Source organism: Alterinioella sp. B-7, from assembly GCF_056857775.1.
The window spans coordinates 25,062-43,596 of record NZ_JBSXNT010000037.1 but is presented as its reverse complement, the minus strand read 5'-3'; the positions used below and the strand labels follow the sequence as shown (position 1 = coordinate 43,596).

Here is an 18,535-nt window from a genome sequence, read left to right as displayed (position 1 = left end):
CCGCACCCCCCTTGATCGGGGCAGGGTTTGCTGGCATGTGAAGCGGCAGCGATACCCAATTTCCGCGCAGTTCAGGGAGGCCCCACCCATGCCCATTACCGTCGGTCAAGACAGCGCCAAGACGCGCAAGACGCTCACCGTTGGCGACCAGTCCGTCGCCTATTACTCCATCCCCGCGGCCGAGGCTGCCGGGCTTGGCGATTTCTCCAAGCTGCCCGCCGCCCTCAAGGTGGTGCTGGAAAACATGCTGCGCTTCGAGGATGGCAAGACCGTCACGGTGGACGACATCAAGGCGTTCTCAGACTGGGCCGACAAGGGCGGCCAGAACCCGCGCGAGATCGCCTATCGCCCCGCGCGCGTGTTGATGCAGGATTTCACCGGGGTTCCGGCGGTGGTGGACCTCGCGGCGATGCGTGACGGCATCGTGGCGCTTGGTGGCGACGCGCAGCAGATCAACCCGCTGAACCCGGTCGATCTGGTCATCGACCATTCGGTCATGATCGACGAGTTCGGCAACCCGCGCGCCTTCCAGATGAACGTCGACCGCGAATATGAGCGCAACATGGAGCGCTACCAGTTCCTGAAATGGGGGCAGGGCGCGTTCAACAATTTCCGCGTGGTGCCGCCGGGCACCGGCATCTGCCACCAGGTCAACCTGGAATATCTGGGCAAGACGGTCTGGACCGACGAGGACCAGAATGGCGAGAGCGTGGCCTATCCCGACACGCTGGTCGGCACCGACAGCCACACCACCATGATCAACGGCCTGGCCGTCCTGGGATGGGGCGTCGGCGGGATCGAGGCCGAGGCCGCGATGCTGGGGCAGCCGATTTCCATGCTGATCCCCGAGGTTGTGGGCTTCGAGCTGATCGGCAAGATGGTCGAGGGCTGCACCGGCACCGACCTGGTGCTGAAAGTGGTCGAGATGCTGCGCGAAAAGGGGGTGGTCAGCAAGTTCGTCGAGTTCTACGGCGAGGGTCTGAACCACCTGCCGCTGGCCGACCGCGCCACCATCGCCAACATGGCCCCCGAATACGGCGCCACCTGCGGCTTCTTCCCGATCGACGGCGAAACCCTGCGCTACCTGGAGCTGACCGGCCGCGACAAGGACCGCATCGCGCTGGTCGAGGCCTATGCCAAGGAAAACGGTATGTGGCGCGATGACAGCTATGCGCCGATCTATACCGACACGCTGAGCCTGGACATGGGGTCGGTCGTGCCCGCTATTTCCGGCCCGAAACGGCCCCAGGATCACATCGCGCTGGATGCCGCCGCGTCGGAATTCACGAAATATGTCAACGGCTTCCGTGAAGGCCGCGATGTCCGGGGCAAGGATGAGACGCGCTGGTTGGGCGAAGGCGGCGCGCCCGAGCCGCGCGACATCCCCGGCAGTACCGGCCAGCACGAGCACGCCTTCGTCAGCACCGAGGACGGCCATTACCAGCTGCATGACGGCTCGGTCGTGATCGCCTCGATCACGTCCTGCACCAACACCTCGAATCCTTACGTGATGATCGGCGCGGGGCTGGTGGCACGCAAGGCGCGCGAATTGGGCCTCAACCGCAAGCCCTGGGTCAAGACCTCGCTGGCGCCGGGCAGCCAGGTCGTTTCGGAATACCTGGAAGCCGCCGGGCTTCAGGACGATCTCGACGCCATCGGCTTCAACCTCGTGGGCTATGGCTGCACCACCTGCATCGGCAATTCCGGCCCGCTGGAGCCCGCGATCAGCAAGGCGATCAACGACAACGATCTGATCGGCGTCTCGGTCCTGTCGGGCAACCGCAATTTCGAGGGCCGGATTTCACCGGATGTGCGCGCCAACTACCTGGCCAGCCCGCCGCTGGTCGTGGCCTATGCGCTGGCCGGGGACATGAATATCGACATCACGAAGGATCCGCTGGCCGAGGACAAGGACGGCAACCCGGTCTACCTGAAAGACCTCTGGCCCTCCCAGAAGGAGATCGCCGACCTGGTCCAGAAGACCGTGACCCGGAAAGCCTTCATCGAGAAATACGCCGATGTCTTCAAGGGCGACGAGAAATGGCAGCAGGTGGAAACCTCAGAGGCCGAGACCTATGACTGGCCGCCGCAATCCACCTATGTGCAGAACCCGCCCTATTTCCAGGGCATGAGCAAGGAACCCGGCACGATCTCGAATATCGAGAATGCCAAGGTGCTGGCGGTTCTGGGCGACATGGTCACCACCGACCACATCAGCCCCGCCGGGTCGTTCAAGGAAAGCACGCCCGCCGGTCAATACCTGGTCGAACGCCAGGTGCCGGTGCGCGAGTTCAACTCCTACGGCTCACGCCGCGGCAACCACGAGGTCATGATGCGCGGCACCTTCGCCAATATCCGCATCAAGAACGAGATGCTGGACGGGGTCGAGGGCGGCTACACGCTTGGGCCCGACGGCAAGCAGACCTCGATCTACGACGCCGCGATGGCGCATCAGGAGGCGGGCACGCCGCTGGTCATCTTCGGCGGTGAGCAATACGGCGCAGGCTCCTCGCGCGATTGGGCCGCCAAGGGCACCGCGCTTCTGGGCGTCAAGGCCGTGATCGCGGAGAATTTCGAGCGTATCCACCGCTCCAACCTCGTCGGCATGGGCGTGATTCCGTTCGAGTTCACCGGCGGCGACACCCGCAAGACGCTTGGGTTGACCGGCAAGGAGACGGTCTCGATCCTGGGGCTCGACGAGGTCAAGCCGCAGCAGGAGGTGCCCTGCAAGATCACGATGGAGGACGGCACGGTGAAGGAGATCACCCTCAAGTGCCGTATCGATACCGCCATCGAGAAGGAATATGTCGAACATGGCGGCGTGCTGCATTACGTGCTGCGCGACCTGGCCAAGGCGGGGTGACGGGCAGGGTGGGCAGGGATCTGCCCACCTTTTCCAAGGTTATCGGAGGGCAGGACTGCCCACCCTGTGCGCGCTGGAAAATCATGACGGGCCGCGTTGCGACCGGAAAGCCTGTTTTGGTGAGAATAGGCACGTGCTTGGCGCGTTGCATACCCGCGCCCGCCCGAAGGCGCGCCTTACCCGATGCGATGATGGAGATTGGACTGAGCCAATACCTGCGACTTACGATTTCTGTTACCTCTCGGATCCACGCCGCCCGACAGGTCGATCGTAGCCGGGTCAGGAACGGTTGAAAGCAGTAGGCGTTCCGACAATCTGGACGCCATCGACGACGGAATGACCAACTCGGGACAGCCGGCGACCTTGACGGATTCCCCCAACCCGGTGACCGTGGTGGGGCCTGCGGGGCCGGGCAACGATCCGATGATCGTCGATGGCGGCCTCTATTTCATCTTGACCAACGCCAACAGCCTTTCCGGGCAGAAAATCGGCTATGACGGATACGGTTCTAATCTCGGACGCGCCGCCTTCGACAACCACGCCGAATATCTCGACCTCTACGGGGCCGAGCGCATCATCCCCGAGATGGCACAGCCGCGGATTTCCACCGCGCGGCTGTTGCCGGACGCCCTCAAGGCGCGGCTCGGGATTTTCGGTGGAACCGCCGCAGAAACTGCCCCAGTTCGGGCGGTGTCCTGACGGGGCAGGCCCCCAACCGCCTCTGGCGATACTCCCGCGCTTGATCTAGACTGGGGCGGTTACGAGAGGGGGGGCTTGCGCCATGACCGGAACCGCCGAAATCAAGGGTTATCACGCCCATGTCTATTTCACGGCGCAGACCCGCGCGCGGGCGCAGGAGCTGTGCGAGGCGGCGCATGAGGTTTTCGGCGTCGGGATGGGCCGGCTGCATGACAAGCCCGTCGGCCCGCATCCCTGCGGCTCGTGCCAGCTGTCCGCCACGCCCGAGGAGTTCGCCCGCCTGCTGCCCTGGCTGGCGTTGAACCGGGGCGGGCTGGTCGTCTTCGCCCATCCGATCACCGGCGAGAGCAAACCGGCGCAACTGGCCGATCACCGCGATCACGCGATCTGGCTTGGCTGCGGGCTGGACCTCGACCTGTCGATCTTCCAGTGACGCTTGATGAAGGGATTTCCCGATCTGCCGCCGATCTGGTTCGCGGGTTTCTGCCTCGCCGCCTGGCTGCTGGCGCGCGAATTGCCGCTGGTGCTGGCCTTCGGGCCGGTCTTCTGGGGGCTCGGGCTGGTGCTGATCGCGGGCGGAGCGGGGCTGATCGTCTGGTCCGCGCTGTGGTTCCGGGCCAAGCGCACCACGATCGAGCCGCATCACGCGCCGCGCGTGCTGATTACCGAGGGCCCGTTCCGCTTCTCGCGCAATCCGATCTACCTGGGGCTGGTGGCGATGCTGACGGGCTATGTGCTCTGGCTCGGGGCGCTCAGCGCGGCGCTGCTGCCGGGGCTGTTCATCTCGGTCCTCACCCTGCGCTTCATTCAACCGGAAGAAGAACGCCTGATCGAAACCTTCGGGCTGGAGGCGCGCCGTTACATGCAGACCACAGGCCGCTGGCTGTAACGAAATATCGCAAAGGCTTGATTGGTAAGCCGGGCTTCGGATGGCTAGGTCTAGGTCATAGACCCGAAGGGACCCCCATGCACCGCATCGCCTTTGCCCTCGCCCTGATCCTCGGCCTCGCGCCGGCCACCGCATCGCGCGCGGATGGCCCCGTCGTGAATGTACCCGTCGTGATCGAGCTTTTTACCAGCCAGGGTTGTTCCGCCTGTCCGCCCGCCGATGCGCTTCTGGCCGAGCTCGCGACGCGCGACGACGTCATCCCGCTGGCGCTGCATGTCGATTACTGGGATTACATCGGGTGGGAGGACACCTTTGCCTCGCGCCAGTTCACCCGCCGTCAGCACGCCTATGCCCGCGCGGCGGGGCGGCGCATGGTCTACACGCCCCAGATGATCATTGGCGGCGGCGAGCATGTCGTCGGCAGCGAGACGATGCGCGTGGCCGACCTGATCATGACCCAACGCGAGGTCGAATACCCGGTGCATGTGCGGCTGAGCCGCGAGGGCTCGGTCCTGAATATCGAGGCCGAGGCCACAATGGCGATGCCTGATGATGCGATGGTGGTGCAGGTCGTGCGCTACGATCCGACGGCAACCGTCGAGATCCGGCGCGGCGAGAATGCGGGCCGCACCCTCACCTATACCAATATCGTCACCGAATGGTCGCAGGTCGGCACCTGGACCGGCGAGGAGCCTTTCCGCCTCAGCCTGACCGATGCCAGCGACACGCCCGTAGTGGTGATCGTGCAGGAGGCCGGACCGGGTCTGATCTTGGGGGCGGCGCGGCTGGAATAGGGCGGGCCTAGGCCAGGAACACGCCCAGGACGACCGACATCAGCCCGAGGGCCGACAGCAACAGCGCGCCCATGTTGATGAAGACGATGCGTTGCAGGCGCGCGCGCGTCTCCTCGTCGGCAAGCCCCGCGCGCCGCACCCTGAGCGCCGCCGCGATGCAGTAGCCGATCAGCACCAGCCCCGCCAATGTCAGCCCCGCGCCGACCCAGACCAGCCACACCATCCCCGATATCCTTTCGCCGCCCCTCTGCCGTTTTGGGCCTTAGCCCGCCGGGGGCCGCTTCGCAAGTCTTGCGAGGGCGCGGGCGTCGGGGTAGACCGCTGGCCAGAGCTGATTTCCAACAACAAGGCAGGCCCGTGATGGACGACACCGCTTCCTCCCCCCCCGACAGCTACCGCGTGACCGCAGACGAGCTGCGCCAGTTCATCGAACGGTTCGAGCGGCTCGAGGCCGAGAAAAAGGACATCGCGGACCAGCAGAAGGAGGTCATGGCCGAGGCCAAGGGGCGCGGCTACGACACCAAGGTGATCCGCAAGGTCGTGGCGCTGCGCAAGCGCGAGCCCGACGATATCGCCGAGGAAGAGGCGGTGCTGGAGATGTACAAGGAAGCCTTGGGCATGCGCTGATTGCCGGGGGGGAAGACTGCGCCGACGCAGTTTGCGTGCGCGGGATCGACCCCGCGCATCGCTCCGGTCTCACGGCGTGATCAGCGTGACGCCGGGGATGCGGGCGACCGCGTCCATGTCATCCTCGTAGGCGTCGGTCATCGCCTCCAGCATCTCGGGCGACCAGCCGGGCGTGTCCAGTTCTTCCTCGATCATGTCGTCGCGCACGTATTTGTCGAGGAAGGCCGCCGTCACCCGGCGCCGCAGCATCTCGTTTTCCGGCGGGTTCTTCTCCAGATATTCCTGCAACCGCTTGAAACCCTTGGGCTCCATCAACTCCTCCAGCAGGTCGTCGACGCCCGCCAGAGGGGCCGTCGGGTTGCAGCCGGCCATCTCGCGCAGGACTTCGCCCCAGATCAGCGGCGTATCCTCGTTGCACCAGACCGTGACCGGGCTGTCGGGCACCGCGGCGCGCATCCGCATCAGCATTTCCGACCAGGCCAGCGCGAGGGGCTGCATGTCGTCGGTGAACTCGGCGAAATCGGTAAAGCGCGAGCCTTTGAAAAGCGTCGGGATCAGCGTGGCGGGGTCGCGCATGCCGACGAAGAACTCCACCTCGGCCTCGGGGAAAAGGTTGCGCAGATTGCGCGCCTTGCGCTCGATCTTGGGCCAGATCTGCGGCCCGATCATGACCAGCCGCGGGATGGTGACGACCTTGGCATCCGAGAACACCACCCGCGCGGCACCATCGGGCACCTGGGCGGCCTCAAGGATGGCGTCCTGCATTTCGAGCGGCGCAGGCGCACCGGCCAGCGCGCGCATCGTGTCCGAGATCACGCCGCGATACTGCGCCGGGGTGGGGATGGCGATGCCGTCGCGGGCCAGCGCCTCGCGGTTGCGCAGGAGCGATTTGATCAGCCGGTCGTCATCCGTGCAGGGCGCGCCGATGTGAAACACTACCTGCATGTGATCCCCCTCGAACCTCTCGTTTTTATGGGCCTTTGGGGGGCAACCTACAGAAGCCCCCGGCCAAGCAAAACCCCTATCTGACGGGGTAGCCCTGCCAGTGTTTGATGGGGCGCAGGGCAAAGGTCGTGTGCATCGCCGCGACATGGGGCAGGGTGGCCAGCCCGTCGCGGTGGATGCGGTCGTAATCGTCCATGTCGCGGGCGCTGACGCGCAGGGTGTAATCGGCCTGGCCGCTGGTCAGGTGGCATTCCAGGATGTCATCGGCGGCGCGCACCGCCTGCTCGAACGCCTGCAGCACGCTGCGCTCCTGGCTTTTCAGGGTGATCTCGACAAAGACCAGCAGGCTGAAGCCCAGTTTTCTGCGGCTCAGCCGGGCGGCGTATCCGGCGATGATGCCCGCGCCTTCAAGCGCCTTGATGCGGCGGTGACAGGCCGAGGCCGACAGACCCAGATCGGCGGCCAGTTCGGCCACCGGGCGGTGCGAATCGCGTTGCAGGGCGCGCAGGATGCGGGTGTCGATCTGGTCCATTATTTTCCGGATACCGTGTCGGTTGCGCAAGAAACTTGCAGAAACTCACCATAACATCAGGAAAAAATCAACAAAATCCCGGCGTTTCGCGGGTATTTTACGCGCAATTCACGCATAGGGGGAGGACCAGCGCCATGAAGATCGGATGCCCGAAGGAAATCAAGAACCACGAATACCGCGTCGGCATAACGCCCGAAAGCGCCGAAGAGATGATCGCGCATGGCCATCAGGTCGTGATCGAGGCGGGGGCCGGGGCCGGAATCGGGGCCGAGGATGACGCCTACCGTGCCGCGGGCGCCGCGATCGTCGATACCGCCGAGGAGGTCTTTGCCGCCGCCGACATGATCGTCAAGGTCAAGGAACCCCAGGCCGGTGAGCGCGCGATGCTGCGCGAGGGGCAGATCCTCTATACCTACCTGCACCTCGCCCCCGATCCCGCCCAGACCAAGGATCTCGTGGCCTCGGGCGCGACCTGTATCGCCTATGAGACCGTCACCGACCGCCATGGCGGCCTGCCGCTGCTCAAGCCGATGAGCCAGGTCGCGGGCCGGATGTCGGTCCATGCCGGGGCCTCGGCGCTGGAAAAGGCCCATGGCGGGCGCGGCGTGCTGCTTGGCGGTGTGCCGGGTGTGGCGCCGGGCAAGGTCACCGTCCTGGGCGGCGGCGTCGTCGGGTTCAACGCGGCACAGATGGCGGTGGGGCTTGGCGCGGATGTCACCATCCTCGACCGCAACCCGGAAGTGCTGGAGCGTCTGGCGATCCATTTCGAGGCCCGCGCCATGACGCGCTTCTCGAACCAGGCGAACCTCGCCGAATGCGTGGCCGAGGCCGATATGGTCATCGGTGCGGTGCTGCTGCCCGGTGCCGCCGCGCCCAAGCTGGTCAGCCGCGACATGCTGTCGACGATGAAGCCCGGCGCGGTGATGGTCGACGTGGCCATCGACCAGGGCGGGTGTTTCGAGACCTCGAAGGCGACCACCCATGCCGATCCAACCTACCTGGTCGATGGTATCGTGCATTACTGCGTCGCCAACATGCCGGGTGCCGTGGCCCGCACCTCGACCTATGCGCTGAACAACGTGACGCTGCCGCATGCCCTGCGCATCGCCGACAAGGGCTGGCAGGAAGCACTGCGCGCCGATCCGCATCTGGCAAACGGTCTCAACGTCTGGAACGGCAAGGTCACCTACAAGGCCGTCGCCGAGGCGCTTGGCCTGGACTATACCGACGTCGCCTCGGCGCTGGCCGCCTGAGACGCCGCGCGGGCAGGGGGTGCGGACCTCTGCCCGCGTCACCCTGCCCGAGGCTTTCGCGCTGGACCTCCCCGCCCAGTTGCGGCATTAGGGAAGGCGACGATTACCCCCTTGCCGGAGGCCCAAATGCTTGCGTTCATCAATCGCCTGTTCACCTGGTGGAACGACCAGACCATCGGCACGCAGCTTTTCACCTGGCGCAAGGGCCAGAAGGTGGGCGAGGACGATCAGGGCAATATCTACTATCGCAACGCCGATGACAGCCGCCGGTGGGTGATCTATCACGGCCTGGTCGAGGGCAGCCGCGTCTCGCCGGAATGGCATGGCTGGCTGCACCACACCTATGCCGAGCCGCCGACCGACCGGCCCATGGTTCATAAGACCTGGGAAAAGCCGCATATTCCCAACCTGACCGGCACGGAAAACGCCTATGCGCCCGCCGGGTCGATCCGCCGCGCGGTGCCGGCCGAGCGCAGCGATTACGAGGCCTGGAGCCCGGAATAACCCTCGGGGAGCCTTTCACATGTCCGAAAACACGACAGAAGTTCTGGTCGGCGGCGCCGTCCTGGCCGCCGCGGTGGGGTTCTTCATCTATGCCGCGCAGGTCGGCGGCTACGAGATGCAATCGAGCGACAGCTACCGCCTGTCGGCCTCGTTCCGCGCCGCGGACGGCATCACGGTCGGCACCGATGTGCGGCTGGCCGGCGTGCGCGTGGGATCCGTCACCGATCTGACGCTGAACACCGAAACCTTCCGCGCCGATGTCGGGTTCACCGTGCTCGACGATGTCGAGGTGCCCGAGGACAGCACGGTTGCGATCTCCTCGGAAGGGCTGCTCGGCGGCAATTTCGTTGAGCTTCTGCCCGGCGGATCCCTCGAAGCCCTGGCCGAGGGGGACGAGGTCTACAACACGCAAAGCTCGGTCTCGCTGGTCACGCTTCTGCTGCGCTATGTCGGCGGCAATGGCGGGGACAGCACGCAATGAGGCGGCTCGCGCTTGCGCTGACCCTGATGCTCTGGCCCCTCACGGCGCTGGCGCAGCAGGACGGCGTGCAACTCACGCAGGAGCCGAACCCGAATTTCGACCCCGGCCCGGTGGTTCTGGAAGCCCCCGGCGCGGTGCTGCGGATGCTGGACAAGACCGTGGGCCGGTCCACCGATATCGACATCGCGCGCGGCCAGACCGTGCTGGTCGGGCGCATCGCGGTGCGGCTGATCGAATGCCGCTACCCCGAGGACACTCCCGAGGCCGAGGCCTATGCCCATGTCCAGGTGCTCGATCTTGAGGGCGAGGAGCTGTTCAACGCCTGGATGATCGCCTCCAGCCCCGCGCTGGTGGCGCTGGAACACCCGCGCTACGATGTCTGGGTTCTGCGGTGCAGGATCTCGTGAACCGGCACCGGTGAGGGTTGGGCGAGGAAATCGGCCTCCCAATCCAGCGCCTTTTCCAGCCGCTTGCGATACTCGGAACGCGGGATTTCGACCGCGCCCATGCTCAGCAGGTGATCGGTGACGAACTGCGTATCGAACAGCTGAAAGCCGCCGTAGCGCAGCCGCTTGACCAGGTAGGCCAGCGCGATCTTGGAGGCATTCGTACGGCGCGAGAACATGCTTTCGCCGAAGAACGCGGCGCCGAGCGCCACGCCATAGACGCCGCCGACCAGGTCATCCCCATCCCAGACCTCGACCGAATGGGCGAAGCCCGCGGCGTGAAGCTGTTCGTAGAGGTCGAAGATCTGGTCGTTGATCCAGGTCTCGTCGCGCGCGGCGCATCCCAGCACGGTGCCCGCGAAATCGGCGTTGACGCGGACCTGGTAGCGCTCTGCCCGGATCGCGCGGGCCAGGCTGCGCGAGATGTGCAGGCCATTCAGGGGAATGATCCCGCGCATCTGCGGATCGACCCAGAAAACGCCCGGATCCTCGCGTCCCTCGGACATTGGAAAGATGCCCACCGAATAGGCCCTGAGCAGAAGATCAGGGGTGATGGCAGGGCGTGTGGGGGTCAGGACATCATGAGGCATTGCACCGGCAGTCTAGCAGGGTTTCCCGCGAATGTAGCGGGGGGCGGCTGCGACAGACTGTTGCGCGATCCGGGTCAGCGCAAAGGCGAAATCGCCCCCGTATCCATATCGGGTTACGGGGCGGAAAGCGTCGGGTCAGGGATAGGTTTCCGCCAGCCACTTCTCCAGCCAGTGGATGTTGTAATTGCCCGTCTGAACCGCCTCTTCGCGCAAAAGGTCGCGGAAGAGGGGGATGGTGGTGTCGATGCCGTCCACGATCAATTCGCCAAGCGCCCGGTGCAGACGCGCCAGCGCCTCGGGCCGGTCGCGGCCCTGCACGATCAGCTTGGCGATCAGGCTGTCGTAATAGGGCGGGATCGAATAGCCGTCATAGAGCGCCGAATCCATCCGCACGCCAAGCCCGCCAGGGGCGTGGAATTGCGTGATCTTGCCGGGGCAGGGCGAGAAATTCGGCAGTTTCTCGGCGTTGATGCGCACCTCGATGGCGTGGCCCTGCACCTGCAGGTCGTCCTGGGTGAAGGACATCGGCAAACCGGCGGCGACGCGGATCTGTTCGCGCACGAGGTCGACGCCGAAGACGCCCTCGGTCACCGGGTGTTCGACCTGAAGCCGGGTGTTCATCTCGATGAAATAGAACTCGCCATCCTCAAAGAGGAACTCGATCGTGCCGGCCCCGATATAGTTGATATCGGCCATTGCATCGGCGCAGATCTTGCCGATCCGGGCGCGGGTCGCCGCGTCGATCGCGGGGCCGGGGGCCTCCTCGAACACTTTCTGGTGGCGGCGTTGCAGGGAACAGTCACGCTCGCCCAGATGCACGGCGCGGCCCTTGCCGTCGCCGAAGACCTGGATCTCGATATGGCGCGGTGTGGTCAGGTATTTCTCGATATAGACATCCGAATTGCCGAAATTCGACTTGCCCTCGGCACGCGCGGTCTGGAAGGCTGATTTCATCTCCTCGGCCGAGCGCGCCACCTTCATGCCCTTGCCGCCGCCGCCCGCCGTCGCCTTGATGATGACGGGATAGCCGAATTCCTCGCCGATCTTCAGCGCGTCCTCCAGCGTGTCGACACCGCCTTCGGACCCCGGCACGCAAGGAACCCCGAGCTTCCTCATCGTCTCCTTGGCGGTGATCTTGTCGCCCATGACGCGGATATGTTCCGCCGTGGGGCCGATGAAGGTCAGGTCGTGATCCTCGACGATCTGCACGAAGGCGGCGTTTTCCGACAGGAAACCATAGCCGGGATGGATCGCCTGCGCGCCGGTGATCTCGCAGGCCGAGATGATGGCGGGAATGGACAGGTAGCTTTGCGTGGCCGAGGGCGGGCCGATGCAGATCGCCTCATCGGCCATGCGCACATGCATCGCGTCGCTGTCGGCGGTGGAATGGACGGCAACCGACTGGATGCCCATCTCGCGCGCGGCGCGAATGACGCGCAGGGCGATCTCGCCGCGATTGGCAATCAGGATTTTGTCAAACATGTCGCGCCCTTCAGGAGATGATCATCAGGGGCGAGCCGAATTCCACCGGGTCGCCATCGCCGATCAGGATGCGGGTGACGGTGCCCGCGCGGGGCGAGGGGATCTGGTTCATCGTCTTCATCGCCTCGACGATCATCAGGGTCTGCCCCTCGGCCACCTTGTCGCCGACCGAGACGAAATTGGGTGATCCCGGTTCCGGCGCCAGGTAGGCGGTGCCCACCATCGGCGAGGTCAGCGCATCGGGGTCCTGCGCCGGGTCGCCGCCGGTCGCGGGGGCCGCGGGCGTGGCCGGGGCGGCGGGCGTCGCTTGGGCCTGCGGCGCGGCAGGCGCGGGGGCGTGATAGGCGGGGGCGGGGGCCACGGCCATCTGGCGGCTGACGCGCACGTTCAGGCTGTCATCCTCGCCATATTCGCGCATGACCTCGATCTCGGTCAGGTCGTTCTGTTCCAGCAATTCGGCCAGCGCCTTGATGAATGCCACGTCCCCGTCATGCGACTTGTCTGCCATATGTCCTGTCCCTCATGTGCCGCGCGAGGGCCCCGGCTTTCTGCCGTCATTGCCCTGCGCATGATCCTGTTCGCCCGTATATAGTGCCACGCGCGGGGGGTGAAAAGCAAAAGCCAACCACGGGGCCCCGTTTTCGCGGCGGACGCGCCTGCGATCCCGCAGATTTCATTTTTTACCACTTGATCAAAAATCAGACCTGTGCAAGCGTTTTGCCAAGACATTCATTCGATCAGGGAAGGGAGGCCCCATGTCGAACAGCCCATTCACCCCCGGCATCGCGCCCGCGCGGCTGGATCGCGCGGAATACGCGGCCAATTTCGCCGATCTGCACGCGCCGCTGGATGACCATGAGGCATTGGTGGCGGCGGATCGCTGCTATTTCTGTCATGACGCGCCCTGTATCACGGCCTGTCCGACCTCGATCGACATTCCCCTGTTCATCCGCCAGATCGCGACCGATACGCCCGAGGCGGCGGCGAAAACGATCTTCGACCAGAACATCCTGGGCGGCATGTGCGCCCGCGTCTGCCCGACCGAGACGCTCTGCGAGGAGGCCTGCGTGCGCGAGGCCGCGGAAGGAAAGCCGGTCGAGATCGGGCGGCTGCAACGCTATGCCACCGACACGGTGATGGCGGCGGGCACGCATCCCTATTCCCGCGCCGCGCCCACGGGCCGAAAGGTCGCCGTGGTCGGCGCGGGCCCCGCCGGTCTGGCCTGTGCGCATCGCCTGGCGATGAAGGGCCATGACGTCGACATCTTCGAGGCGCGGGAGAAACCCGGTGGCCTCAACGAATACGGCATCGCCGCCTACAAGACGGTGGGTGGCTTCGCCGAGGCGGAAGTGAACTGGCTGATGCAGATCGGCGGCATCCGGATGCTGAACGGGCGTGCGCTTGGCCGCGACCTGACCCTGGAGGAGTTGCGCGGCGATTACGACGCGGTGTTCCTGGGCATGGGGCTGGCCGGTGTGAACGCGCTGCGCGCTGACGGCGAGGACAAGGAGGGTGTGGCCAACGCGGTGGATTTCATCGCCGACCTGCGCCAGACGGGCGACCTCTCCGCCTTGCCCGTGGGCCGCAACGTGGTGGTTATCGGCGGCGGCATGACGGCGGTGGACGCCGCCGTGCAATCCAAGCTCCTCGGGGCGGAGAGTGTCACCATCCTCTACCGCCGGGGCCGCGACGCCATGCCCGCCAGCCGCTATGAACAGGATCTGGCCGCCTCCAGGGGCGTTCGGATCATCTTCAACGCCATGCCGGTGCGAATGACCGGAAACGGCGCGGTGCAGGCCCTTGAGGCCGAATACACGACGCAGACGCCCGAGGGGCTGAAAGGCACGGGCGAGCGCTTTACCCTCCCCGCCGACCAGGTCTTCAAGGCCATCGGGCAGTCGCTCGGCGATGCCGGGGCTCTGAAACTGGACGGGCGCAAGATCGCCATCACCGGCGCGGGCCGCACCTCCGAGGCCGGGGTTTGGGCCGGGGGCGATTGCGCAAGCAGCGGCGATGACCTGACCGTGACGGCGGTGGCCGAAGGGCGCGACGCGGCGGAGGACATCCACGCAAGCCTGAGCGCGTGACGCGCGGCCCCGATTTGAATGTGATTCCGGGCGATGCGGCCTTCCGTGCTACACTCGGCCCGCTGCGAGACCTGAAAGGACGACACCCATGGCTGATCTGACGACAGACTTCCTCGGCATCAAGACCCCCAACCCGTTCTGGCTGGCCTCTGCCCCGCCCACGGACAAGGAATACAATGTCCGCCGCGCTTTCGAGGCCGGATGGGGCGGCGTGGTCTGGAAGACGCTCGGCGCGGAAGGCCCGCCCGTCGTCAATGTGAACGGCCCGCGCTATGGCGCGATCTGGGGGGCGGATCGCCGCCTGTTGGGCCTCAACAATATCGAGCTGATCACCGACCGGCCCTTGCAGGTGAACCTTGATGAAATCGCCCGCGTCAAGAAGGACTATCCCGACCGGGCCATCATCGCCTCGATCATGGTGCCCTGCGAGGAACAGGCCTGGAAGGACATCCTGCCGCGCGTCGAGGATACCGGCGCGGACGGGATCGAGCTCAACTTCGGCTGCCCGCATGGCATGGCCGAACGCGGCATGGGGTCTGCCGTGGGGCAGGTGCCGGAATATGTCCAGATGGTCGCGGAATGGTGCAAGATGTATTACTCGCGCCCCGTCATCGTGAAGCTGACACCGAACATCACCGATATTCGCAGCTCGGCGCGTGCGGCCAAGGCGGGCGGGGCGGATGCGGTGTCCCTCATCAACACGATCAACTCGATCACCTCGGTCAATCTCGATGTGATGAGCCCCGAGCCGATGATCGACGGCAAGGGCACGCATGGCGGGTATTGCGGGCCGGCGGTCAAACCCATCGCCATGCACATGGTGGCGGAGATTGCCCGCGACCCGGAAACCCACGGCTTCCCCATCTCGGCCATCGGCGGCATCACCACATGGCGCGACGCGGCCGAGTTCATGGCGCTTGGCGCGGGGAATGTGCAGGTCTGTACGGCCGCCATGACCTATGGCTTCAAGATCGTCGAGGAGATGATCTCGGGGCTTTCCCAGTGGATGGACGAAAAGGGCCATACCAGCACGCAGGACTTCATCGGCCAGGCTGTTCCGAACGTGACGGATTGGAATTACCTCAACCTCAACCACGTCACCAAGGCGCGCATCGACCAGGATATGTGCATCAAATGCGGGCGTTGCTATGCGGCTTGCGAGGATACGTCGCACCAGGCGATTTCCATGTCGGCGGATCGCGTCTTCGAGGTCAAGGATGACGAATGCGTTGCCTGCAACCTCTGCGTCAATGTCTGCCCGGTCGAGGATTGCATCACCATGGTGACGCTGGAGCCCGGCCAGATCGACGAACGCACCGGCAAGGTGGTGGAGGAGGACTACGCCAACTGGACGACCCATCCCAACAATCCCGGCGCGCAGGCGGCGGAATGAGGTGATCTTGCTGAATGTCACGCGCTGGCCCGCCCTTGCCGTAATTGCTCTTGCGGGGCTGTCGGCGGTGGCGCTGGCCTTCATCTCGGTCAACCTCTTTGCCATTGCGATGGCCAATTTCGACTTCATCCAGCGCCACGGGCTGGTGGCGCTGCGCGAAGGGGCGCTGGTGCAGCTTCTGCAACTGACGGGCACCGGGCTGGTGGCCCTGACCTGCTATCTCGTCTTCAAGATCTGCGAGGCCGAGCTTGTGTTTCGCTACTTTCGTTGGGCGGGGCGTGTCGAGGCGGGGATGACCGGACGGCGGCAATTGCGGTTCCGGCGTGAGAGAAAGGACAAGACATGATTGAAGCGCTCGACCATGTGAACCTGCGCACGGGCCAGCTCGACACGATGGTCGACTGGTATGGGCGTGTACTGATGATGCAGCCCGGTGCGCGCCCCGCGTTCGGTTTTCCGGGCGCCTGGCTCTATGCGGGCGATCAGGCGGTTATCCATCTGATAGAGGATGGGGCCGTCGACGGCCCCGGCGGCGACACCCTGGCGCTGGAGCATTTCGCCCTGCGCGCAACGGGCTATGCCGATTTCATCGCGCGGCTGGAGGAGATGGGCATCCCCTACCGCCTGTCCCGCGTGCCACCCGGCCCGGTCGATGTGGTGCAGGTCAATATCCACGACCCCGACGGCAACCATATCCATATCGATTTCACCGCTGCCGATGTGGCGCGCTGAGGCTCTTCGAAGAGCCTCATGAGGGCTTTCGAAAGCCCTTACCCCTCCGGCGTCAGCAGCTTGGTGAACAGCGTCACAAGGTAGCTCTCGGCCTCTGTCATCGGGTCGTGCCCCGGCCCCAGAACGGCGCGAATCTGCACGTCGAAATCGGCGTAATGCTGCGTCAGCGCCCAGATCGAGATGATCAGGTGATGCGGGTCGATCCGCGCCAGCCGCCCGGCCCGCGACCAGCCCGCGATCACCGCTGCCTTTTCATCGACCAGCCGCTTGAGATCGCCCTCCAATGCCGCCAGCATCCGCGGCGCGCCTTGCAGGATTTCGTTGGCGAAGAGCTTGCTTTCACGCGGAAAATCCCGGCTCATCTGCAATTTGCGCCGGACATAGGCCAAAAGCTCGGCCACCGGGTCGCCGCCGGCATCCAGCTTGCGCAGCGGGTCCAGCCAGGTCTGCATCAGCCGGTCCATAAGGGTGACGTGAATCGCCTCCTTCGAGGGGAAGTAATAGAGCAGGTTGGGTTTTGACAGCCCCGCCTCGGCGGCGATCTGGTCCAGCGTTGCGCCGCGAAACCCGTGGCGCGAGAACACCTCCAGCCCGGCATTCAGGATATTCTCGGTATTCTTGCGCTGAATTCGTGTGCGCGGCGGCTGCAGGTTCATCCCCGTCCCTCGAATCTCGCGCCAAATCCGACAAAGCGCCATGCTATTTCTTGACTGACCATATCCCTCTGATAGCCTGTTCTTGACCGATTGGTCAAAAAGAACAATCAAGCCGGCCGGAGTTTTACCGGCGGCACGCAAGACCAGGGGGGAAGATGACCAGGATCAGACCTGTTCGGCGCGGCGCGTTCGACGGTGCCAAGCCCCCCTTTGACATGAACGCGAAGGAGAGCCCGAATGCCCGCCCCCGGTGAAAACCTCAAGATCGACGGCAGCCGCCTTTGGGACAGCCTGATGGAGATGGCCAGGATCGGCCCCGGCATCGCGGGCGGCAACAACCGCCAGACCCTGACCGATGAGGATGCCGAGGGCCGCGCGCTGTTCCAGGAATGGTGCGAGGCGGCGGGCCTGTCCATGGGGCTTGACGAGATGGGCAACATGTTCGCGCGGCGCGAGGGCACCGACCCCGACGCGCTGCCGGTCTATGTGGGCAGCCACCTCGATACGCAGCCCACGGGCGGCAAGTATGACGGCGTGTTGGGCGTGCTCGGGGGGCTCGAAATCATCCGCACGCTCAATGATTTGGGAATTAAGACGAAACACCCCATCGTGGTGACGAACTGGACCAATGAGGAGGGCACGCGCTATGCCCCCGCGATGCTGTCCTCGGGCGTCTTCGCGGGCAAGCATGACCGCGATTGGGCCTACGACCGCGTCGACGCGGAGGGCAAGCGTTTCGGCGATGAGCTGGAGCGCATCGGCTGGAAAGGCACCGAGAAGGTCGGCGACCGCAAGATGCACGCCATGTTCGAGCTGCATATCGAACAGGGCCCGATTCTGGAGGCCGAGGGCAAGGATATCGGTGTCGTCACCCACGGGCAGGGCCTGCGCTGGATCGAATGCACCGTGACGGGCAAGGAAAGCCATACCGGCTCGACCCCCATGGCGATGCGCAGGAATGCAGGCCGGGGCCTCGCGCTGATCACCGAGCTGGTGCATGAAATCGCCATGGACAACCAGCCCAATGCCGTGGGCGCGATCGGCCATATCGACATCTACCCCAACAGCCGCAACATCATCCCCGGCCGCGCGGTCTTCACCGTCGACATGCGCACGCATCTTCTGGACAAGCTCAACGGGATGGTGGAGGAGTTCAACGCCCGCGCGCCGAAACTCTGCGAAGATATCGGGGTGGAATTCTCAAGCGAGATCGTTGGCCAGTTCGACCCGCCCGCCTTTGACGAGGGCTGCGTCGCGGCGGTGAGGAACGCCGCCGAACGGCTCGGCTATTCGCATATGGATATTGTCTCGGGCGCGGGCCATGATGCCTGCTGGATCAATGATGTGGCCCCCACGGCGATGGTGATGTGCCCCTGTGTCGATGGCCTCAGCCATAACGAGGCCGAGGAGATCAGCCCCGAATGGGCCGAGGCCGGGGCCAACGTCCTGATGCACGCTGTGGTCGAAACGGCGGAGATCGTGGAATGAGAACAGCCATTGCTCTGATCGGGGTCGGGTCCGCCGATCGCCTTGGATCACATCCCCGCGGACATGCCCGGGGA

22 protein-coding genes are annotated in these 18,535 nt (G+C 65.0%); 15 read left to right on the top strand and 7 right to left on the bottom strand.

The genetic code is table 11. The features are described from left to right. The first annotated feature begins 88 nt into the window (after positions 1 to 88). The 5 genes from acnA (at position 89) to AC13C7_RS14190 (ending at position 5,245) form a co-directional block, all read left to right on the top strand. Positions 89 to 2,863 (top strand): aconitate hydratase AcnA, encoded by a 2,775-nt coding sequence (gene acnA / locus AC13C7_RS14210; RefSeq protein ID WP_482867879.1) that lies wholly within the window; start codon positions 89 to 91, stop codon positions 2,861 to 2,863. 363 nt (positions 2,864 to 3,226) lie between these two features. Continuing rightward, positions 3,227 to 3,562 carry a hypothetical protein gene (locus AC13C7_RS14205; RefSeq protein WP_482867878.1) on the top strand — a complete coding sequence of 112 codons (336 nt, stop codon included), beginning with the start codon at positions 3,227 to 3,229 and terminating at the stop codon, positions 3,560 to 3,562. Between the two features lie 82 nt (positions 3,563 to 3,644). Continuing rightward, the gene (locus AC13C7_RS14200) at positions 3,645 to 3,995 is read left to right on the top strand and encodes a DOPA 4,5-dioxygenase family protein (RefSeq protein WP_172317471.1); all 351 of its coding nucleotides are present in this window, start codon (positions 3,645 to 3,647) and stop codon (positions 3,993 to 3,995) included. Positions 3,996 to 4,001: 6 nt separating this feature from the next. Next, positions 4,002 to 4,451 carry a methyltransferase family protein gene (locus tag AC13C7_RS14195; protein WP_446121852.1) on the top strand — a complete coding sequence of 150 codons (450 nt, stop codon included), beginning with the start codon at positions 4,002 to 4,004 and terminating at the stop codon, positions 4,449 to 4,451. A gap of 77 nt (positions 4,452 to 4,528) precedes the next feature. Next, positions 4,529 to 5,245 carry a DUF1223 domain-containing protein gene (locus AC13C7_RS14190; protein WP_482867877.1) on the top strand — a complete coding sequence of 239 codons (717 nt, stop codon included), beginning with the start codon at positions 4,529 to 4,531 and terminating at the stop codon, positions 5,243 to 5,245. A gap of 7 nt (positions 5,246 to 5,252) precedes the next feature. Here the strand turns inward: AC13C7_RS14190 and AC13C7_RS14185 are convergent, their stop codons facing one another. After that, the gene (locus AC13C7_RS14185) at positions 5,253 to 5,468 is read right to left on the bottom strand and encodes a hypothetical protein (protein WP_446121848.1); all 216 of its coding nucleotides are present in this window, start codon (positions 5,466 to 5,468) and stop codon (positions 5,253 to 5,255) included. Between the two features lie 137 nt (positions 5,469 to 5,605). Here AC13C7_RS14185 and AC13C7_RS14180 point away from each other — a divergent pair, with 137 nt between their 5' ends. Further along, positions 5,606 to 5,872 (top strand): DUF2312 domain-containing protein, encoded by a 267-nt coding sequence (locus AC13C7_RS14180; RefSeq protein WP_172317478.1) that lies wholly within the window; start codon positions 5,606 to 5,608, stop codon positions 5,870 to 5,872. 69 nt (positions 5,873 to 5,941) lie between these two features. On the opposite strand, the gene AC13C7_RS14175 is transcribed toward AC13C7_RS14180, so the two are convergent. Together AC13C7_RS14175 and AC13C7_RS14170 are read right to left on the bottom strand one after the other, a co-directional pair. Further along, positions 5,942 to 6,817, bottom strand: coding sequence for a hypothetical protein (locus AC13C7_RS14175; RefSeq protein ID WP_482867876.1), 876 nt, complete (start codon positions 6,815 to 6,817; stop codon positions 5,942 to 5,944). Between the two features lie 76 nt (positions 6,818 to 6,893). Then, on the bottom strand, positions 6,894 to 7,349 hold the full coding sequence (locus AC13C7_RS14170) for an Lrp/AsnC family transcriptional regulator (protein ID WP_446121843.1): 456 nt from the start codon (positions 7,347 to 7,349) through the stop codon (positions 6,894 to 6,896). Between the two features lie 134 nt (positions 7,350 to 7,483). Here AC13C7_RS14170 and ald point away from each other — a divergent pair, with 134 nt between their 5' ends. The 4 genes from ald (at position 7,484) to AC13C7_RS14150 (ending at position 9,994) form a co-directional block, all read left to right on the top strand. After that, positions 7,484 to 8,602: an alanine dehydrogenase gene (ald, locus tag AC13C7_RS14165; RefSeq protein WP_482867875.1), complete on the top strand. Its 1,119-nt coding sequence runs from the start codon at positions 7,484 to 7,486 to the stop codon at positions 8,600 to 8,602. A 126-nt stretch (positions 8,603 to 8,728) separates the two neighbouring features. Next, a complete protein-coding gene (locus AC13C7_RS14160) occupies positions 8,729 to 9,106 on the top strand; it encodes an NADH:ubiquinone oxidoreductase subunit NDUFA12 (protein ID WP_172317486.1) in 378 nt (125 codons plus the stop codon). 19 nt (positions 9,107 to 9,125) lie between these two features. Next, on the top strand, positions 9,126 to 9,587 hold the full coding sequence (gene mlaD / locus AC13C7_RS14155; RefSeq protein WP_482867874.1) for an outer membrane lipid asymmetry maintenance protein MlaD: 462 nt from the start codon (positions 9,126 to 9,128) through the stop codon (positions 9,585 to 9,587). Continuing rightward, on the top strand, positions 9,584 to 9,994 hold the full coding sequence (locus AC13C7_RS14150) for a DUF2155 domain-containing protein (protein WP_482867873.1): 411 nt from the start codon (positions 9,584 to 9,586) through the stop codon (positions 9,992 to 9,994). The genes mlaD and AC13C7_RS14150 overlap by 4 nt, the downstream gene beginning before the upstream one ends. Here AC13C7_RS14150 and aat read toward each other — a convergent pair. The 3 genes from aat to accB form a co-directional block, all read right to left on the bottom strand. Continuing rightward, positions 9,958 to 10,623, bottom strand: coding sequence for a leucyl/phenylalanyl-tRNA--protein transferase (gene aat / locus AC13C7_RS14145; protein ID WP_172317490.1), 666 nt, complete (start codon positions 10,621 to 10,623; stop codon positions 9,958 to 9,960). The two genes, AC13C7_RS14150 and aat, sit on opposite strands and share 37 nt — an antisense overlap. Positions 10,624 to 10,758: 135 nt before the next feature. Beyond that, positions 10,759 to 12,105, bottom strand: a complete 1,347-nt coding sequence (accC, locus tag AC13C7_RS14140; RefSeq protein WP_172317492.1) for an acetyl-CoA carboxylase biotin carboxylase subunit — start codon at positions 12,103 to 12,105, stop codon at positions 10,759 to 10,761. Positions 12,106 to 12,115: 10 nt separating this feature from the next. Beyond that, the gene (accB, locus tag AC13C7_RS14135; RefSeq protein WP_446121834.1) at positions 12,116 to 12,613 is read right to left on the bottom strand and encodes an acetyl-CoA carboxylase biotin carboxyl carrier protein; all 498 of its coding nucleotides are present in this window, start codon (positions 12,611 to 12,613) and stop codon (positions 12,116 to 12,118) included. 247 nt (positions 12,614 to 12,860) lie between these two features. Between accB and AC13C7_RS14130 the strand changes: the two genes are divergently transcribed. The 4 genes from AC13C7_RS14130 (at position 12,861) to AC13C7_RS14115 (ending at position 16,317) form a co-directional block, all read left to right on the top strand. Next, positions 12,861 to 14,192 (top strand): NAD(P)-dependent oxidoreductase, encoded by a 1,332-nt coding sequence (locus AC13C7_RS14130; protein WP_482867872.1) that lies wholly within the window; start codon positions 12,861 to 12,863, stop codon positions 14,190 to 14,192. Positions 14,193 to 14,280: 88 nt separating this feature from the next. Continuing rightward, positions 14,281 to 15,585, top strand: coding sequence for an NAD-dependent dihydropyrimidine dehydrogenase subunit PreA (gene preA, locus AC13C7_RS14125; protein ID WP_172317497.1), 1,305 nt, complete (start codon positions 14,281 to 14,283; stop codon positions 15,583 to 15,585). 1 nt (position 15,586) lies between these two features. Continuing rightward, positions 15,587 to 15,931, top strand: a complete 345-nt coding sequence (locus AC13C7_RS14120) for a hypothetical protein (RefSeq protein WP_172317499.1) — start codon at positions 15,587 to 15,589, stop codon at positions 15,929 to 15,931. Further along, positions 15,928 to 16,317: a VOC family protein gene (locus AC13C7_RS14115; RefSeq protein ID WP_172317501.1), complete on the top strand. Its 390-nt coding sequence runs from the start codon at positions 15,928 to 15,930 to the stop codon at positions 16,315 to 16,317. Before AC13C7_RS14120 ends, AC13C7_RS14115 begins: the two co-directional genes overlap by 4 nt. Positions 16,318 to 16,355: 38 nt before the next feature. Here AC13C7_RS14115 and AC13C7_RS14110 read toward each other — a convergent pair whose 3' ends face one another. Next, positions 16,356 to 16,973 (bottom strand): TetR family transcriptional regulator C-terminal domain-containing protein, encoded by a 618-nt coding sequence (locus AC13C7_RS14110; protein ID WP_474886432.1) that lies wholly within the window; start codon positions 16,971 to 16,973, stop codon positions 16,356 to 16,358. Between the two features lie 237 nt (positions 16,974 to 17,210). Between AC13C7_RS14110 and AC13C7_RS14105 the strand changes: the two genes are divergently transcribed. Next, entirely contained in the window at positions 17,211 to 18,461 is a 1,251-nt protein-coding gene (locus tag AC13C7_RS14105; protein ID WP_482867871.1) for a Zn-dependent hydrolase, read from the top strand. Positions 18,462 to 18,535: the final 74 nt, after the last annotated feature.

Bases quoted from the DNA above. Each gene is read 5' to 3' on its own strand.
- acnA (WP_482867879.1), top strand. From the start codon at position 89: ATGCCCATTACCGTCGGTCAAGACAGCGCCAAGACGCGCAAGACGCTC.
- AC13C7_RS14195 (WP_446121852.1), top strand. From the start codon at position 4,002: ATGAAGGGATTTCCCGATCTGCCGCCGATCTGGTTCGCGGGTTTCTGC.
- mlaD (WP_482867874.1), top strand. From the start codon at position 9,126: ATGTCCGAAAACACGACAGAAGTTCTGGTCGGCGGCGCCGTCCTGGCC.
- AC13C7_RS14185 (WP_446121848.1), bottom strand. From the start codon at position 5,468: ATGGTGTGGCTGGTCTGGGTCGGCGCGGGGCTGACATTGGCGGGGCTG.
- AC13C7_RS14160 (WP_172317486.1), top strand. From the start codon at position 8,729: ATGCTTGCGTTCATCAATCGCCTGTTCACCTGGTGGAACGACCAGACC.
- ald (WP_482867875.1), top strand. From the start codon at position 7,484: ATGAAGATCGGATGCCCGAAGGAAATCAAGAACCACGAATACCGCGTC.
- AC13C7_RS14105 (WP_482867871.1), top strand. From the start codon at position 17,211: ATGCCCGCCCCCGGTGAAAACCTCAAGATCGACGGCAGCCGCCTTTGG.
- AC13C7_RS14130 (WP_482867872.1), top strand. From the start codon at position 12,861: ATGTCGAACAGCCCATTCACCCCCGGCATCGCGCCCGCGCGGCTGGAT.
- aat (WP_172317490.1), bottom strand. From the start codon at position 10,623: ATGCCTCATGATGTCCTGACCCCCACACGCCCTGCCATCACCCCTGAT.
- accC (WP_172317492.1), bottom strand. From the start codon at position 12,105: ATGTTTGACAAAATCCTGATTGCCAATCGCGGCGAGATCGCCCTGCGC.
- accB (WP_446121834.1), bottom strand. From the start codon at position 12,613: ATGGCAGACAAGTCGCATGACGGGGACGTGGCATTCATCAAGGCGCTG.
- AC13C7_RS14190 (WP_482867877.1), top strand. From the start codon at position 4,529: ATGCACCGCATCGCCTTTGCCCTCGCCCTGATCCTCGGCCTCGCGCCG.
- AC13C7_RS14150 (WP_482867873.1), top strand. From the start codon at position 9,584: ATGAGGCGGCTCGCGCTTGCGCTGACCCTGATGCTCTGGCCCCTCACG.
- AC13C7_RS14110 (WP_474886432.1), bottom strand. From the start codon at position 16,973: ATGAACCTGCAGCCGCCGCGCACACGAATTCAGCGCAAGAATACCGAG.
- AC13C7_RS14115 (WP_172317501.1), top strand. From the start codon at position 15,928: ATGATTGAAGCGCTCGACCATGTGAACCTGCGCACGGGCCAGCTCGAC.
- AC13C7_RS14180 (WP_172317478.1), top strand. From the start codon at position 5,606: ATGGACGACACCGCTTCCTCCCCCCCCGACAGCTACCGCGTGACCGCA.
- AC13C7_RS14200 (WP_172317471.1), top strand. From the start codon at position 3,645: ATGACCGGAACCGCCGAAATCAAGGGTTATCACGCCCATGTCTATTTC.
- AC13C7_RS14175 (WP_482867876.1), bottom strand. From the start codon at position 6,817: ATGCAGGTAGTGTTTCACATCGGCGCGCCCTGCACGGATGACGACCGG.
- AC13C7_RS14170 (WP_446121843.1), bottom strand. From the start codon at position 7,349: ATGGACCAGATCGACACCCGCATCCTGCGCGCCCTGCAACGCGATTCG.
- preA (WP_172317497.1), top strand. From the start codon at position 14,281: ATGGCTGATCTGACGACAGACTTCCTCGGCATCAAGACCCCCAACCCG.